The sequence below is a fragment of the Mycobacterium mantenii genome (assembly GCF_001667865.1).
Lineage (GTDB): Bacteria > Actinomycetota > Actinomycetes > Mycobacteriales > Mycobacteriaceae > Mycobacterium > Mycobacterium mantenii_A.
In genome coordinates, this window is the sequence record NZ_LZJP01000083.1 from 1 (window position 1) to 16,099 (window position 16,099).

The 16,099-nt window shown below is 69.6% G+C and carries 12 protein-coding genes; 8 read left to right on the top strand and 4 right to left on the bottom strand.

All coding sequences use genetic code 11. From position 1 onward, the window contains the following. A partial coding sequence (locus tag A5688_RS12650; RefSeq protein ID WP_067834110.1) for an error-prone DNA polymerase occupies window positions 1-2,961 on the bottom strand: 2,961 nt, incomplete at its 3' end. Between the two features lie 171 nt (window positions 2,962-3,132). Here A5688_RS12650 and A5688_RS12655 point away from each other — a divergent pair. Beyond that, a complete protein-coding gene (locus A5688_RS12655) occupies window positions 3,133-4,482 on the top strand; it encodes a wax ester/triacylglycerol synthase domain-containing protein (protein ID WP_067911125.1) in 1,350 nt (449 codons plus the stop codon). A gap of 40 nt (window positions 4,483-4,522) precedes the next feature. Further along, window positions 4,523-5,677 (top strand): trehalose-phosphatase, encoded by a 1,155-nt coding sequence (gene otsB / locus A5688_RS12660; RefSeq protein WP_067911123.1) that lies wholly within the window; start codon window positions 4,523-4,525, stop codon window positions 5,675-5,677. A gap of 52 nt (window positions 5,678-5,729) precedes the next feature. Here the strand turns inward: otsB and A5688_RS12665 are convergent, their stop codons facing one another. Continuing rightward, window positions 5,730-6,599, bottom strand: a complete 870-nt coding sequence (locus A5688_RS12665) for a MaoC family dehydratase (protein ID WP_067911122.1) — start codon at window positions 6,597-6,599, stop codon at window positions 5,730-5,732. Between the two features lie 83 nt (window positions 6,600-6,682). On the opposite strand from A5688_RS12665, the gene A5688_RS12670 reads away from it, so the two are divergent. Next, window positions 6,683-7,396, top strand: a complete 714-nt coding sequence (locus A5688_RS12670; protein WP_067834081.1) for a histidine phosphatase family protein — start codon at window positions 6,683-6,685, stop codon at window positions 7,394-7,396. A gap of 41 nt (window positions 7,397-7,437) precedes the next feature. Further along, window positions 7,438-9,453 carry an SDR family oxidoreductase gene (locus tag A5688_RS12675; RefSeq protein WP_067911120.1) on the top strand — a complete coding sequence of 672 codons (2,016 nt, stop codon included), beginning with the start codon at window positions 7,438-7,440 and terminating at the stop codon, window positions 9,451-9,453. On the opposite strand, the gene cmaA1 is transcribed toward A5688_RS12675, so the two are convergent. Next, a complete protein-coding gene (gene cmaA1 / locus A5688_RS12680) occupies window positions 9,454-10,341 on the bottom strand; it encodes a cyclopropane mycolic acid synthase CmaA1 (RefSeq protein ID WP_067834077.1) in 888 nt (295 codons plus the stop codon). A 39-nt stretch (window positions 10,342-10,380) separates the two neighbouring features. Here cmaA1 and A5688_RS12685 point away from each other — a divergent pair, with 39 nt between their 5' ends. From A5688_RS12685 to A5688_RS12700, 4 genes are all read left to right on the top strand, one after another. After that, on the top strand, window positions 10,381-11,415 hold the full coding sequence (locus A5688_RS12685; RefSeq protein WP_067911116.1) for a nucleoside hydrolase: 1,035 nt from the start codon (window positions 10,381-10,383) through the stop codon (window positions 11,413-11,415). Further along, entirely contained in the window at window positions 11,412-11,873 is a 462-nt protein-coding gene (locus A5688_RS12690; protein ID WP_068268180.1) for a hypothetical protein, read from the top strand. Before A5688_RS12685 ends, A5688_RS12690 begins: the two co-directional genes overlap by 4 nt. 166 nt (window positions 11,874-12,039) lie before the next feature. Continuing rightward, window positions 12,040-13,293: a 3-oxoacyl-ACP synthase KasB gene (kasB, locus tag A5688_RS12695; RefSeq protein ID WP_067834070.1), complete on the top strand. Its 1,254-nt coding sequence runs from the start codon at window positions 12,040-12,042 to the stop codon at window positions 13,291-13,293. A gap of 72 nt (window positions 13,294-13,365) precedes the next feature. After that, on the top strand, window positions 13,366-14,529 hold the full coding sequence (locus A5688_RS12700; RefSeq protein WP_067911106.1) for an alpha-hydroxy-acid oxidizing protein: 1,164 nt from the start codon (window positions 13,366-13,368) through the stop codon (window positions 14,527-14,529). Window positions 14,530-14,545: 16 nt separating this feature from the next. On the opposite strand, the gene A5688_RS12705 is transcribed toward A5688_RS12700, so the two are convergent. Next, the gene (locus A5688_RS12705) at window positions 14,546-16,078 is read right to left on the bottom strand and encodes a DNA polymerase Y family protein (protein ID WP_068268181.1); all 1,533 of its coding nucleotides are present in this window, start codon (window positions 16,076-16,078) and stop codon (window positions 14,546-14,548) included. Between the last annotated feature and the right edge of the window lie 21 nt (window positions 16,079-16,099).

Below are 16,099 nucleotides of genomic sequence, written 5' to 3' on the forward strand. Positions count from 1 at the left end.
GTCCAGGTCGGCCCGCAGGAACTGCGTCGGGTAACTGTCCGGGGAGACGCCGGTGGCCCACACGTCGGCGGCGGCCAGCTCCAGCTCGCTCATCCCGGGCAGCGCCGGGATGTGCGAGGACGACCCCACCCCGGGCAGCCGGCCCGGCCGCTGGGTGGCCGCCGCCCCGGCCGCCCACAACGCCTCGCGCCGGGACATGTCGAAGCAGCCCAGCGCCCCCGCCGTCGCCAGCGCCTCGGTCTGCGGCACCGAGAGCTGCAACCGGGTCGTCAGGTCCAGCAGAGACGTGAACGGGCCGTTGGCTTTTCGCTCGTCGACGAGTTGTTCGGCCAGATCGTCGCCGATGTGGCGGACCGCACCCAGACCGAGGCGGACCTCCGTCCCGGCGTTCTCGAGGGTGGCGTGCGCCAGGCTGGCGTTGACGTCCGGGCCGTGCACCGTCACGCCGTGCCGGCGCGCATCGGCCACCAGCGACTGCGGCGAGTAGAACCCCATCGGCTGGGCGCGCAGCAGCGCCGCGCAGAACGCCGCCGGGTGGTGCAGCTTGAACCACGACGAGTAGAACACCAGCGACGCGAAGCTCAGCGCATGGCTTTCCGGGAAGCCGAAATTGGCGAAGGCCTCCAGCTTTTCGTAGGTGCGGTCGATCACCTCGTCGTCGGCGCCGTGCAGCGCGCGCATGCCCTCGTAGAACCGGCCGCGCAGCCGGCGCATGCGTTCGGTCGATCGCTTGGAGCCCATGGCGCGGCGCAGCTGATCGGCCTCGGCGGCCGAGAATCCGGCGCAGTCGACCGCGAGCTGCATCAATTGCTCCTGAAAGAGCGGCACTCCCAGCGTCTTTCGCAGCGCCGGCTCCATGGACGGGTGGTCGTAGAGCACCGGGTCCAGGCCGTTGCGCCGCCGGATGTAGGGATGCACCGAGCCGCCCTGGATGGGGCCGGGGCGGATCAGCGCGACCTCCACCACCAGGTCGTAGAACACCCGCGGCTTCAGCCGCGGCAGGGTGGCCATCTGCGCGCGCGACTCCACCTGGAACACGCCGACGGAATCGGCGCGGGCCAGCATCTCGTACACCGCCGGCTCGGAGAGGTCGAGGCGGGCCAGGTCCACCTCGATCCCCTTGTGCTCGGCAACCAGGTCGATGGCATAGTGCAGCGCCGAGAGCATGCCCAGCCCGAGCAGGTCGAACTTCACCAAACCGATTGCCGCACAGTCGTCTTTGTCCCACTGCAGGACACTGCGATTCTCCATGCGCGCCCACTCCACCGGACACACGTCGGCGATCGGGCGGTCACAGATCACCATGCCACCGGAATGAATCCCCATGTGCCGCGGCAGGTTCCGGATCTGGTTGGCCAGATCGATCACCGGTTCGGGGATGCCGTCGACATCGGGTGAGTCGGCCAGCCCGCTCCAGTGACTGATCTGCTTGCTCCACGCGTCCTGCTGGCCCTGCGAGAAGCCCAGGGCGCGGGCCATGTCGCGCACCGCGATCTTGCCCCGGTAGGTGATGACGTTGGCGACCTGGGCGGCGTAGTCGCGGCCGTATTTGTCGTAGACGTACTGGATCACTTTTTCGCGCTGATCGGACTCGATGTCCATGTCGATGTCGGGCGGCCCGTCGCGGGCCGGCGACAGAAAACGCTCGAACAGCAGCTCGTTGGCCACCGGGTCGACGGCGGTGACGCCGAGGGCGTAACAGACCGCGGAGTTGGCGGCCGATCCCCTGCCCTGGCACAGGATGTTGTTGTCCCGGCAGAACCGGGCGATGTCGTGCACCACCAGGAAATACCCTGGAAATGTCAGCTGGGCAATGACTTTCAGCTCGTGCTCGATCTGGGCATACGCGCGCGGCGCACTTTCGGCCGATCCGTAGCGGTCGCGCGCGCCGGCCATGGTCAACTGCCGCAGCCAGCTGTCCTCGGTGTGCCCGGCGGGCACGTCGAACGGCGGCAGCTGCGGCGCGATGAGCGCCAGCCCGAACGCGCACTGCTCACCCAGGTCGGCGGCCGCGGCCACCACGTCGGGCCGCTGGGCGAACAGCCGGGCCATCTCCGCGCCGGAGCGCAGGTGCGAACCGCCCAGCGGGGCCAGCCATCCGGCGGCCGAATCCAGGGACTGCCGTGCCCGGATGGCTCCCATCGCCATGGCCAGCCGGCGCCGCGACGGCGCCGCGAAATGCGCGCCGGTGGTGGCGACGACGCCGACCCCGAAGCGTGGGGCCAGCGCGGCCAGCGCGGCATTGCGTTCGTCGTCGAGCGGTTGACCGTGATGGGTCAGCTCGATGCTGACCCGGTGGGCGCCGAACCGGTCCACCAGGTCGGCCAGCGCCCGCTCGGCCGCCGGTCGGCCGCCCTGGGAAAGCGCTTGTCGCACATGCCCTTTGCGACAGCCGGTCAGGATGTGCCAGTGCCCGCCGGCGGCCTCGGTCAGCGTGTCGACATCGTAACGTGGCTTGCCCTTCTCACCGCCGGCCAGATGCGCCGCGGCCAGTTGCCGCGACAACCGCCGGTAGCCCTCCGCCCCGCGGGCCAGCACCAGCAGGTGCGGGCCGGGCGGATCCGGCTGCTCGGTGCGGGCACCCGGGCCAAGCGACAGTTCGGCACCGAACACGGTGCGCAGGTCGAGTTCGGCCGCCGCTTCGGCGAACCGCACCGCCCCGTACAGGCCGTCGTGATCGGTGAGCGCCAGGGCGCGCAGGTCCAGCCGGGCCGCCTCCTCGGCCAGCTCCTCGGGCGTGCTCGCCCCGTCCAGGAAGCTGAACGCCGAATGCGCGTGCAGTTCGGCATAAGCGACGGACGAGCGGGGCGCCCGGCCGTCATCCGGAGGCCGGTAGGTTCCACGCTTGTGCGACAGTGGGGCGTCCTCCCCGGGCACCACCGGCACGCCGGCATGGCGCGGCTTGCTGTCGAGCACCCGCTCCATTTCCGCCCAACTCGGCGGCCCGTTAAACCAGCCCACCCGCCCGAGTATATCGAACTGATGTTCGATTCAACCTCCGGCTCAGTACAACCGTTGTTAAACCGATCTTCAACTCCTAAACAAGCTCTTAATGCTGCGGGACTACCGCGGATCACGCGTTGCGCCGATACTGGCACAAGTTCAACGAAGCGGACTACACGGGGACCGGGCATGGCACAGACACTGGATACGGCATTCCTTCAAGCCCATGACCCGGATCAGCACGCGAGCCTGGCGATCGGGGCGGTCGCCATCGTCGGCGGCGTCGCGCCCGACTACGAGCGGCTGAAACGCCTTCTGGCGGAACGTATCCAGCCGATCGCGCGTTGCACGCAGCTGCTCCGCGCGCATCCGCTGAACCAGGCGTGGGTCGACTGCCCCGACTTCAACCTGGCCCACCACGTGCGCCGAGTGGCGATTCCCCGCCCCGGCGACGAGGCCGAGCTGTCCCGGGCCATCGCCTACGCCCTGGAACGGCCCCTGGACCTGGACCGCCCGCCGTGGGAGTGCTGGGTCATCGAAGGCCTGAAGGGCAATCGGTGGGCGATCCTGATGAAAACCCATCACGGCCTGTTCGACGGCAACTCGGCCGCGCGCCTGATCAGCCGGCTGTGCGACGACGCCGACGCCGACACCTTCGCCAACAACGCTGCGGGCAAGCAGGTTTGCCCACCGCCGGTGGGCAAACCGGGCTGGGCGGAGGCGCTGTGGCGGGCGTCGTCGGTCGCCGGCAACGTCACCTGCGCCCTCCTCGGTGCGATGTGGCCGGCCGTGTGCACCGACGCGGCCACCACGTCGCAGCGCTATAGCACCGTGCGCGTCCCGATCGCCGACGTCGACAGCGTCTGCCGCAAGTTCAAAGTCAGCGCCAACGATGTTGCGCTCGCCGCCATCACCGAGGGGTTCCGCACGGCGCTGCTCGGCCGCGGCGAGGAGCCGCGGGCCGACTCGCTGCGCACCCTGGCGCCGATGCCGGTCCGCTCGGCCATGCTCTCGCACCTGCCCGTCGAACACGACGACCCGGTGCGGCGCTTGCAGACGGTGCACACCAGGTGGCAGGCCAAGCAAAGCGCCCAGCCGCGACCGGCCGGCATGGTGGAGTCGGCGATCGGATTCCTGCCAACCGTGTTGCGCAGCAACGTCTTACAGTTGTTATCCCGCCTGCCGCAGCGCGCCATCGTAACGTTGGCCACCAACGCGCCGGGCCCGCGCCGTCGGCTTCAGGTGATGGGCCAGACGCTGGAACGGCTGCTGCCGATCCCCCCGACCGCCACGGCGCTGCACACCGGCGTCGCGGTGTTGAGTTACGGCGACGAACTGGTCTTCGGGATCACCGCCGAACAGGGCGACGCGTTCGACGTCAAGCAGCTGGCCGCCGGCATCGAGCTGGGCATGGCGCGGCTGGTGGCGCTCGGCGAAGACTCCGTGCTGCTGTTCAACGGGCGCAAGCGTCCCGCGCGCCCGGTGGTCCGCCCCGTGCCGCCGACGCATCCGTCGGCGCCGGGGCACGCGCGCCACTGACCCGTTCGCCGAAAGACCAACCACCGTGAGAAGGTTGGTCATGGGCAAGTCGGGGCCGGTCATCATCGACCCGCGCCGCCATGACGCGGTGCTGTTCGACGCCGACGGCGCGCTCGGCTCGGCGTTGGCCACCCAACTGCGGGAGACCGGGGTGGGCACTGCCGTCATCGCGGCCGACGGCCCGGTGCAGGCGGCCGACCGGTTGACGGTGCGCCCCGGCCGCTGCGTCGTGGTCGCCGGGGACGCCGCGGGCGTCGAGGCCGCGCGCGCCGCGGGGTTCGCGTTGGTGATCGGCGTCGGCCCGGCCGGGCAGGGCGACGCACTGGGCGAGGCCGGGGCCGACGCGGTGGTCGGCGACCTCGACGACATCACCGTGCGGACCGGGGATCACCGGATGTCGCAGCTGCCCGATGCAGTGCAGGCCCTGATAGGCACCCCCGATGGCCCGGCCACCCGGCGACCGGCCGTGTTCTTCGATTTCGACGGCACGCTCTCGGACATCGTCGACGATCCGGACGCGGCACGGCCCGTCGCCGGGGCCACCGAGGCGCTGGGCAAGCTGGCCACCCGCTGCCCGGTCGCGGTGCTGTCCGGCCGCGACCTGGCCGACGTGACGAAACGCGTTGGCGTACCGGGTATCTGGTATGCGGGTAGCCATGGTTTCGAGCTGACCGCACCGGACGGCAGTCACCATCAGAACGACGACGCGGCCGCCGCCATCCCGGTGCTCGAACAGGCGGCCGGGCAGCTGCGCGACCGGCTGGGCGTGATCCCCGGTGTTGTGGTGGAGCACAAGCGATTCGGGGTCGCCGTGCACTACCGCAATGCCGCGCGTGACCGCGTCGGTGAGGTGCTGGCGGCGGTGCGCGCCGCCGGGCGCCGCGACGCGCTTCGGGTGACCACCGGCCGCGAGGTCATCGAGCTGCGCCCAGACCTGGACTGGGACAAGGGGAAAACGCTGCGCTGGGTGATCGACCACCTGCATGAGGCCGAGTCGGGTCCGCTGACGCCGGTCTACCTCGGCGACGACATCACCGACGAGGACGCGTTCGATGCGGTGCGCGCCGATGGCGTGCCGATCCTGGTGCGGCACAGCGACGACGGCGACCGCGCCACCGCGGCGCTGTTCGCGCTGGACAGTCCCACCCGGGCCGCCGAATTCACCGGCCGGCTGGCCGATCAGCTGGCGCGCTAGCGGCGGTCGCAAGCGCGGCGCAGCCGGGCGCAGCGGGCCGCCGCCATCAGGGCTAGGCGTATTCCACCGCGCCGTCATCAAGCACCACCCGACCGGCCTCCGACCCTTCGGCACCCGAAGCCTCGGTGCGGAAGACCGCCTTGCCCGGCTCGGTGCGCCAGATCAGCGTGGTCAACGTCTCACCCGGGAACACCGGCGAGGTGAACCGCGCGGCGATCGAGGTGACGTTGGCCGCGACGCCCTGGCCGAGCTCGGCCACCAGCGCGCGACCCGCCACCCCGTAGCTGCACAGCCCGTGCAGGATCGGCTTGGGGAAGCCGGCCATCTCGCGGGCGAACCACGGGTCGCTGTGCAGCGGGTTGCGGTCACCGGAGAGCCGGTAGATCAGCGCCTGGTCTTCGCGGGTGGGCAGGGCGATGCGGGCGTCGGGCTCGCGGTCCGGGAATTCGGGTGCCACCGGCCGCTGACCCGGCATGCCCCCGAAGCCGCCCTCGCCGCGGATGACCAGGGTGGTGAGCGTCTCGGCGATCAGCTGCCCGGACTCCGGCTCGGTGCCCCGGCCGCGCAACACCAAAATCGCGTTCTTGCCCTCGCCCTTGTCCTGGATGTCGGCGACCTCGGAAACCACCGAAAGCTTTCCCGCGGGCGGCAGCGGCGCATGCAGGCGGATGCTCTGCGATCCGTGTAACAGCATGGCCCAGTTGAACTTTCCGACCAGGCCGGCCGCGCCGAAGGCCGGGCAGCAGATCACGGCGTAGGTGGGCAGCACCTGTTGGTCGATGTCGTGGCTGTTCTCGGTGGTGAAAGCCAGGTCGTCGATCCCGGCGCCGACACCGAGCGCGTAGAGCAGCGTGTCCCGGTCGTTCCATTCGAACTGCATGGGCTCGGTGACCGCGCCGACGGCACTCGGATCAATCGCCATGGAAGTCTCCTTTCGAGGATTTTCTGCACGTAACCATCGCAAACCCTTCCCACCGAAGGCGTCGGCAGGGCAGGCTAATCGACATGCCCAAGCGCAGCATGATCCGAAAGGCCGCGATAGCGCTGGCCGCACTCACCGCCACGATGATCGTCGCCGGTTGCGGCGGCTCCCCGCAGGCGCGGTCCATCACGGTGACGTTCATCCGGCACGCCCAGTCGGAGGCCAACGCCAGCGGCACCATCGACACCGAGGTGCCTGGCCCGGGCCTGACCCCGGAGGGCAAAGGGCAGGCCGAACAGCTCGCGCACCAACTGGGCCGCAAGGACTACGACGCCGTCTACGCCTCCACCATGACCCGGGCGCAGCAGACCGCCGCGCCGCTGGCCGCCGAACTCGGCAAGCAGGTCGAGGTCCTGCCCGGCGTCCAGGAGATCAACGCCGGCTGGTACAACGGCAAACCCGAGTCGATGGCGAAGTCGACGTACATGTTGGCGCCGGTGAACTGGATCAACGGCGACACGTCCAACAGCATCCCCGGCTCGATCAGCGGCAAAGAGTTCAACGAGCAGTTCACCGCGGCCGTCAACAAGGTCTACAACAGCGGCCACCGCAACCCGGTGGTGTTCTCGCATCTGAACTCGATCATGGTGTGGACGCTGATGAACGCCCAGAACGCCAAGGACAGCCTGATGAACACCCACCCGATACCCAACACGGGTCGCGTGGTGATCAGCGGTAACCCGATGACCGGCTGGACGCTGGTCGACTGGGACGGGATCCGCGACTTCCGCAACTGACCTGGTCAGTAGCGCTTGACGGGTGCGGCTACCATTGCTTCATGCGGTATGTCGTTACCGGCGGTACCGGGTTTATTGGTCGCCGGATCGTGTCTCGTCTTCTGGAATCCCGGCCCGATGCGCGGGTGTGGGTGCTGGTGCGACGGCCGTCGCTGGGCCGCTTCGAGCGGCTCGCCGCAGACTGGGGTGAGCGGGTCAAGCCGCTGGTCGCCGCGCTGCCGGAGCTGGAGCTGAGCGACGCGGACCTCGCCGAGCTGGGCGAGATCGATCACGTGGTGCACTGTGCGGCGATCTACGACATCACCGCCGCCGAGCCCGAGCAGCGGGCCAGCAACGTCGAGGGCACCCGCGCGGTGATCGGGCTGGCGCAGCGCCTGGACGCGACGCTGCACCACGTGTCGTCGATCGCCGTGGCGGGTGATTTCGCCGGCGAGTACACCGAGGACGACTTCGACGTGGGCCAGCAGCTGCCGACGCCGTATCACCAGACCAAGTTCGAGGCCGAGTTGCTGGTGCGCTCGGCGACCGGGCTGCGGCATCGCATCTACCGCCCGGCGGTGGTGGTGGGCGACTCCCGCACCGGCGAGATGGACAAGGTGGACGGGCCGTACTACTTCTTCGGGGTGCTGGCCAAGCTGGCGGTGCTGCCGTCGCTGACCCCGATCCTGCTGCCCGACACCGGTCGCACCAACATCGTCCCGGTCGACTACGTCGTCGACGCGCTGGTCGCGCTGATGCACGCCGTGGGCCGCGACGGGCAGACGTTCCACCTGACCGCCCAGAAAACCATCGGCTTGCGCGGCATCTACCGCGGCGTGGCCAAGGCGGCGGGGCTGCCGCCGCTGCGCGGGTCGCTGCCGCGTTCGGTGGCCGCCCCGGTGCTCAACGTGCGCGGGCGCGCCAAAGTGGTGCGCAACATGGCGGCCACCCAGCTCGGCATCCCCGCCGAGGTGTTCGACGTCGTCGACCTGGCGCCCACGTTCGTCAGCGAGAAGACCCGGGATGCCTTGCAGGGCACCGGGATACGCGTTCCTGCGTTTTCCGGTTACGCGCCCAAGCTGTGGCGGTACTGGGCGGAGCACCTCGATCCGGACCGCGCGCGACGCGACGATCCGCAGGGACCGTTGCAGGGCCGGCACGTCATCATCACCGGCGCGTCCAGCGGCATCGGCCGGGCGGCGGCCATCGCGATCGCCGAGCGTGGGGCCACGGTGTTCGCGCTGGCCCGCAACGGCGAGGCGCTGGATGCGCTGGTCGCCGAGATCCGCGCGAACGGCGGTGCCGCCCATGCCTTTACCTGCGATGTCACCGATTCCGCGTCGGTGGAACACACCGTCAAAGACATCCTGGGACGCTTCGACCATGTCGACTACCTGGTGAACAACGCCGGCCGGTCGATCCGCCGCTCGGTGGTCAACTCCACCGATCGGCTGCACGATTACGAACGGGTGATGGCGGTCAACTACTTCGGCGCGGTGCGGATGGTGCTGGCGCTCCTACCGCATTGGCGCGAGCGCCGATTCGGTCACGTGGTCAACGTGTCGAGCGCCGGGGTGCAGGCACGCAATCCCAAGTACAGCTCCTACCTGCCGACCAAGGCCGCGCTGGACGCGTTCTCGGACGTGGTGGGTTCGGAGGTGCTGTCCGATCACATCACCTTCACCAACATCCATATGCCGCTGGTGCGCACCCCGATGATCGTGCCGTCGCACCGGCTCAACCCGGTGCCGGCGATCAGCCCCGAACGCGCGGCGGCGATGGTGGTGCGCGGCCTGGTGGAGAAGCCGGCCCGCATCGACACGCCCCTGGGCACGCTGGCCGAAGCCGGCAATTATTTCGCCCCGCGGACGTCGCGCCGGGTTCTGCACCAGCTCTATCTCGGCTATCCCGATTCGGCCGCGGCGCGCGGGGAGACCGCCGAACCGGGGCCGGCGGTGGCTGCTCCGCGGACGGCACGTCGCAAGCCCAGCCGGCCCGTGCGCGCCGTCACCCGGGGCATCCGGGCACCCCGGGGCGTCAAGCGGCTGGTCCGCCTGGTGCCCGGCGTGCACTGGTAGTCACTTCTGCAGCGTGAACTGGTTGACGTCGATGTATCCGATCCGGAATGCGTCGGCGCAACCGGTCAGGTATTTCATGTACCGCTCGTAGACTTCCTCGGACTGCACCGCGATGGCCTCGTCCTTATGGGCCTGCAGCGCGGCCGCCCAGATGTCGAGCGTCTTCGCGTAGTGCGGTTGCAGCGACTGCACGCGGGTCACGGTGAAACCGTTTGCGGTGGCGCGCTCTTCCACCATCGGTATCGACGGCAGCCGCCCGCCCGGAAAGATCTCGGTGACAATGAATTTGATGAACCGGGCGAATTCGAACGACAGCGGCATGCCACGCTCGGCCATCTCCCGCGGGTGCAGCCCCGTGATGGTGTGCAGCAGCATGACCCCGTCCTCGGGCAGCAGGTCGTGCGCCAGGGTGAAGAACGCGTCGTAGCGCTCGTGCCCGAAGTGCTCGAACGCGCCGATGCTGACGATCCGGTCGACCGGCTCGTCGAACTTCTCCCAGCCCTCCAGCAGGATCCGCGCCGAACGGGGGCTCTGCGACTTCGCGAGCAGCTCCTCGACGTGGTCGGCCTGGTTGCGGCTCAGGGTGAGGCCGACGACGTTGACGTCGTACTTTTCCATCGCGCGCATCATGGTCGCGCCCCAACCGCAGCCGACGTCGAGCAACGTCATGCCCGGTTGCAGCCCGAGCTTGCCGAGGGCGAGGTCGATCTTGGCGATCTGCGCCTCTTCCAGCGTCATGTCGTCGCGCTCGAAGTAGGCGCAGCTGTACGTCTGGGTCGGGTCGAGAAATAGCCGGAAGAACTCATCCGACAGGTCGTAGTGGGCCTGCACATCGTCGAAGTGCGGCGTTAACTCAGCACCCTCGGGGGGCTCCGACGTTGTTGGCATCGTGCCAGCCTAGTCGCCGAACTGAGTATGTTGGAAACAATGAATTCTCCCGTGTTCGTCGACGTCGATACCGGCGTGGATGATGCGCTGGCGCTGATGTATTTGCTCGCCAGCCCGGACGCCGAAGTGGTCGGCATCGCCTCGACCGGGGGAAACGTTGGGGTAGAGCAGGTTTGCGAAAACAATCTGGGGTTGCTGGCGCTGTGCCAACGCACCGACGTCCCGGTGTCCAAGGGTTCCGGACAGACCCTGACCGGCCCGATGCGGCTGCCGTCAAAAGTCCACGGCCCCAGGGGATTGGGCTATGCCGACCTGCCGCCGGGCGAGCGCGGGCTCACCGGCTACGACTCGGCGAGCGCCTGGGTGCGCGCGGCGCGGGCCTTTCCCGGTGAGCTCATCGGCGTGGCGACCGGTCCGTTGACCAATCTGGCGCTGGCGCTGCGCGCCGAGCCCGAGCTGCCGACCTTGCTGCGCCGGTTGGTGATCATGGGCGGCTCCTACGACCATCGGGGTAACACCACCGCGGTGGCGGAGTGGAACATCAGCGTGGATCCCGAGGCGGCGGCCGAGGTGCTGGCAGCCTGGTGTCCGGAAACCGTTGGGCAACAGCGGCTTCCAATACTGTGCGGCCTGGATCTGACCCGCAAGGTCGCGATGACGCCGGATCACCTCGCGCGGCTGGCGGCCGCCGCGCAGGCGACGACGACGCAGCTGAGCGAGCACGACGAGCGCGGAACCCGGTCGACGGCGTCCAACCCGCTGATTCGGGTGATCGAGGACGCGATGCGGTTCTACCTGGAGGCCTATCACGAACTCGGCCATGGGTATCAGGCACACATGCACGACCCGCTGGCCGCCGCCGTCGCGCTGGATCCCGGGCTCGTCGCGACACGTCCGGCCACGGTGGACATCGAACTGACCGGAACCCTGACCCGCGCCATGACGGTGACCGACTGGTCCGATCGCCGAGAACCCAACGCACTCATCGGGGTTGACGTGGATTCGGCGGCGTTCTTCGATCGGTTCATCGAACGGGTGGGGCCTTTTGCCCGTCGACTAGGGGGTGTCGGATGAAGATTCGTGCGATCGAACTGATCCGGGCGGGGTGGGGCGCGGTGCTGCCAGCCGCCCCCGCCGAGGTGCTCGGCCACCTGCACGGGGTGCAAGCCGATCGCAAGGCGCTGGTCGTCACCCGGATCCTGGGCGCGCGGCATCTGACCCAGGCGCTGCTGTCGGGAGTCGACCCCGGACCGGAGGTGCTGGCGGCCGGGGTCTGGGTAGACACCGTGCACTCGGCGACCGCACTCGGCCTGGCCGTGGTCGACCGGCACCGCGCCCGCGGCGGGCTGATCGACGCCGCCGTCGCCGCGTCCTGGGCGGGGCTGGGCTGGCGCCACCTGAGCGCCGGAAAAGTCCGCACCCAGGGTGTTCGCGGCCGGGACCGGTTGGCCCGCGCCGTCGTCGGCGCCCTGCCGGGCGGTCGCGGGTTGATGGCGCGAGCGCAGGCGGTGCGTGCCGACAGCGCCGGGTGATCGCAGGGGGTGAATTGTTAAGCCATCAAACGAAAGTCCGCGTCTCGGCGCACCGAAGCATTTACGTTGGGGACAACCGCGGATTATGTTTTGATGATTTGACGGGGTGAGTGGGGCCCGACCTCAAGCGTTGGCAGCTCGCAGCGAGTGAAAGGTTTCGCGAGTCATGACGGAGCTGGTTACCGGTAAAACGCTGCCGAATGTGGTCGTCACTGGCGTCGCCATGACGACCGCGTTGGCAACCGATGCCGAAACCACCTGGAAGCTGTTGCTGGACAGCCAAAGTGGTATCCGCAGGCTCGAGGACCCGTTCATCGAGGAGTTCGACCTGCCGGTGCGCATCGGCGGACACCTGCTCGAGGAATTCGACAGTCTGTTGACCCGCGTGGAGCTGCGTCGGACCGCTCACCTGCAGCGGATGGCCATCATCCTGGGCCGGCGGGTCTGGGAGAACATCGGGGATCCCGAGGTCGACGGCAACCGCTTGTTGGTGTCCATCGGCACCGGTTTGGGTCCGTCGGAAGAGTTGGTCTTCAGCTATGACGACATGCGCGCGCGCGGCCTGAAGGCCGTCTATCCGCTCGGGATCCAGAGGTTCATGCCCAACGGCGCCGCCGCGACGGTGGCGCTGGAGCGGCACGCCAGGGCCGGTGCGATCACCCTGGGGTCGGCGTGCGCGTCGGGCTCCGAGGGGATCGCGCAGGCCTGGCGCAGCATCGTGCTCGGCGAGGCCGACATCGCCATCTGTGGTGGCGTCGAGGCCAAGATCGAGGCGGTGCCGATTGCGGCGTTCGCCCAGATGTGCGACCTGATGTCGGCCAACAACGACGACCCGGTCGGCGCCTGCCGCCCGTTCGACCGCGACCGCACCGGCATGGTGTTCGGCGAGGCAGGCGCGCTGATGGTCATCGAGACCGAGGAACACGCCAAGGCCCGCGGCGCCAACATTTTGGCCCGCATCATGGGCGCCGGCATCACCTCCGACGGCTACCAGATGATGGCCCCCGACCCCACCGGCGAACGCGCCGGACACGCGATGACCCGCGCCATCCAGCTCGCCGGCCTGAGCCCGTCGGACATCCACCACGTCAACGCCCACGCCGCCGGCACCTCGGTCGGTGACGTCGCCGAGGGAAGAGCCATCAACAACGCGCTCGGCAGCAACAAGCCGGCGGTCTACGCACCCAAAGCCGCCCTGGGCCACTCGGTGGGAGCGGTCGGCGCCGTGGAATCCATCCTGACCGTGCTCGCGCTGCGCGACCAGGTGGTCCCCCCCACGCTCAACCTGGAAAACCTCGACCCCGAGATCGACCTGGACGTGGTGGCGGGCAAGCCACGGCCGGGCAACTACGAGTACGCGATCAACAACTCGTTCGGATTCGGCGGACACAACGTGGCCATCGCCTTCGGGCGGTACTGACGCCGGCGTCGGCCCCGGGCCGGATCCCCACGCGCTCGTTTGGTGGGTGAAACACGGGGTAAAGCAGCCAATATGGCTTTCGCCGAGTATCAAAACGAGTTGTACGACCAGTCGCTGCACGGCAATCAGCCGCAGTATCCGATCAGGTTCGAGGAGCTGGAGGCCAAGGCGGCGGCGGCGATGACGCCGAAGGTGCTGGGCTACGTGGCGGGCGGCGCCGGTGACGAGCACACCCAGCGCGCCAACTGCGCGGCCTTCAAGCGGTGGGGGCTGTACCCGCGCATGGGGATCGCCCCCGAACAGCGCGATATGTCCGTCGAGTTGTTCGGCATGAGGTTTCCGTCGCCGATATTCATGGCACCCATCGGCGTCATCGGGGTGTGCGACCCGGACGGCCACGGGGACATGCTTTGCGCGCGGGCCTCGGTCCGCACGGGCGTGCCGTTCTTCGTGGGGACACTGTCGGCCGACCCGATGGAAGACCTCGCCGCCGAACTGGGCGATACGCCGGCGTTTTTCCAGCTGTACACGCCGCCGGACCGCAAGATGGCCGCCAGCCTGGTGCACCGGGCCGAGGCGGCCGGCTTCAAGGGCATCGCCGTCACCCTCGACACCTGGGTCACCGGCTGGCGCCCCCGCGACCTGAGCGGCGGGAACTACCCGCAGGTGCCCAGTGGCTGCCTGGCCAACTACACCAGCGACCCGGTCTTTCGCGCCAACCTGAGCCGGGGCGAAGACGCCACCGAAGCGGCGGTGCGCAAGCTGCCGATCTTCGGTGGGCCGTTCCGCTGGTCCGACCTGGAGTGGCTGCGATCCGAGACCAGCCTGCCGCTGATGGTCAAGGGCATCTGCCATCCCGACGACGTTCGCCGCGCCAAAGACATTGGTGTGGACGGCATTTACTGCTCCAACCATGGCGGACGGCAAGCCAACGGCGGGCTGTCCTGCTTGGATTGCCTGCCCGGGGTGGTCGAGGCCGCCGAGGGGATGCCGGTGCTGTTCGACTCGGGTGTGCGCGGCGGCGCCGACATCATCAAAGCGCTCGCGCTGGGCGCGACCGCCGTGGGGATCGGCCGCCCCTACGCCTACGGACTGGCCGTCGGTGGCGTCGACGGCCTGGTGCACGTGCTGCGCTCGCTGCTGGCCGAGGCGGACCTGATCATGGCCGTCGACGGATATCCCTCGCTCAAGGACCTGACCCCCGACGCGCTGCGGCGCGTCGAATATACTCAATGACAACGACTTTCGTAGATTATTCGTAGCTGCCCTCTACATACCAGCGCCGCTGGCGATAGCACAGCAGCAGCGCGCGCTCGTTCTCCAGCAACACCTGGGCGCGGGCGGTGCGGCCCTTGCCCAGGTCGGGGTCCCACCAGCGCTCGTCGACCGGCCAGGGCCCCGACCACCAGCACAGCCGTTCGTCTCGGCCGTGGGCAACCATGCGCGCGGGGTCGGCGGAGAACAGTCCCCTGATGGTCACTCTTATCCGGTTTCCTTGGGCGTCAAGCAGTTCCACCGGATCGTCGAGCAGCACCGCCGGTGACGGCTCGGGCAGCCGGCCGGGCCACGGCAGCTCGGAATCTACGCGCGGTACCGGCTCGTCGCCGAGCGGGATCAGCGTGATGCGTTCGGCCGGGCCCCGCCCGCCGGACAGCACCGGCACTCGCACCGCCTCCGGGCCGAGCAGGCCCTGCACCCGCACCAGGGCGCGGCGGGCCCGCAGCCTGTCCTCCTCGCCCAAGCCGCCCCAGAGCGGCAGCTGCAACGCCTCGGCCGACACCACCTCGACCGCGTTGAGCCGCAACAGCGTCACCGCGGCCGTCGGGCGGGGATTGCGCGCCGTGCGGCTGCTCAACCAGCCGTCGAGCTGCCAGCGCACCCGGTCGGCGGTGGCGTCCTCGGTCAACGGCTCGGCGCACCGCCACACCCGGTGCAGTTCTTCGCCGTTGGCGGTGACGGCGTGGATGGCGAGCCGGGTGCATCCCACGCCGGCGGCCATCAGCGTCTGATGCAACCTGCCGGCCAGTGAGCGCCCGGCGAACGCCGCGGCATCAACCCGGTCGATCGGCGGATCGCAGTCCAGCACGGCCTCGAGCTCGGCCGGTGGTTCCCGGCCCGACGGCGGCCGTTCGGGTTCGCCGCGGGCCAACCGGTGTGCGGCCACGCCGTCGGCGCCGAACCTGGAGGCCACGTCGCTGCGCGCCAGCGCGGCGAACTGCCCGATGGTGCGAATCCCCATCCGCCACAACAGGTCCGTCAGTTCTTCGCGGCCCGCGCCGGACAGGCTCGGCTCGGTGGCGAGTTGGCGGATGGACAGCACCGACAAAAACCTCGCGTCGCCTCCCGGCTCGACGACGCGGCCCGCCCGCGCCGCGAAGACCGCGGTGGACAACTGGTCGGCGATCCCGGCCTGGCACTCGGCGCCGGCCGCAGCCACCGCGTCGATCAGCCGTTCGGCGGCGTCGGCCTCGGAGCCGAAATAGCGGGCCGCCCCTCGTACCGGCAACACCAGCAGGCCGGGCCGCAGCACCTCGGCGCGGGGCACCAGGTCGTCCACCGACGCGATCACCGCTTCGAAGAAGCGGGCGTCGCGGTCCGCGTCGGCGGCGGTGACGTGCAGTTGCGGGCACCGGGCCGCCGCCTCCCGGCGTCGCAGCCCCCGCCGCACTCCCGCCGCGCGGGCGGCCGACGAGCAGGCGATCACCCGATTGGCCAACGTGACCGCGATCGGGGTGGAGGCGGACAGGCCTGCGGCCGCCGCCGCCGCGACCGCGGGCCAATCCATGCACCAGATCGCCAAAGCCCT

What these genes read in the sequence shown, in the direction of transcription:
- A5688_RS12655 (WP_067911125.1), top strand. Translation starts at nt 3,133, where the DNA reads ATGGCACAGACACTGGATACGGCATTCCTTCAAGCCCATGACCCGGAT.
- otsB (WP_067911123.1), top strand. Translation starts at nt 4,523, where the DNA reads ATGGGCAAGTCGGGGCCGGTCATCATCGACCCGCGCCGCCATGACGCG.
- A5688_RS12665 (WP_067911122.1), bottom strand. Translation starts at nt 6,599, where the DNA reads ATGGCGATTGATCCGAGTGCCGTCGGCGCGGTCACCGAGCCCATGCAG.
- A5688_RS12670 (WP_067834081.1), top strand. Translation starts at nt 6,683, where the DNA reads ATGCCCAAGCGCAGCATGATCCGAAAGGCCGCGATAGCGCTGGCCGCA.
- A5688_RS12675 (WP_067911120.1), top strand. Translation starts at nt 7,438, where the DNA reads ATGCGGTATGTCGTTACCGGCGGTACCGGGTTTATTGGTCGCCGGATC.
- cmaA1 (WP_067834077.1), bottom strand. Translation starts at nt 10,341, where the DNA reads ATGCCAACAACGTCGGAGCCCCCCGAGGGTGCTGAGTTAACGCCGCAC.
- A5688_RS12685 (WP_067911116.1), top strand. Translation starts at nt 10,381, where the DNA reads ATGAATTCTCCCGTGTTCGTCGACGTCGATACCGGCGTGGATGATGCG.
- A5688_RS12690 (WP_068268180.1), top strand. Translation starts at nt 11,412, where the DNA reads ATGAAGATTCGTGCGATCGAACTGATCCGGGCGGGGTGGGGCGCGGTG.
- kasB (WP_067834070.1), top strand. Translation starts at nt 12,040, where the DNA reads ATGACGGAGCTGGTTACCGGTAAAACGCTGCCGAATGTGGTCGTCACT.
- A5688_RS12700 (WP_067911106.1), top strand. Translation starts at nt 13,366, where the DNA reads ATGGCTTTCGCCGAGTATCAAAACGAGTTGTACGACCAGTCGCTGCAC.
- A5688_RS12705 (WP_068268181.1), bottom strand. Translation starts at nt 16,078, where the DNA reads ATGGATTGGCCCGCGGTCGCGGCGGCGGCGGCCGCAGGCCTGTCCGCC.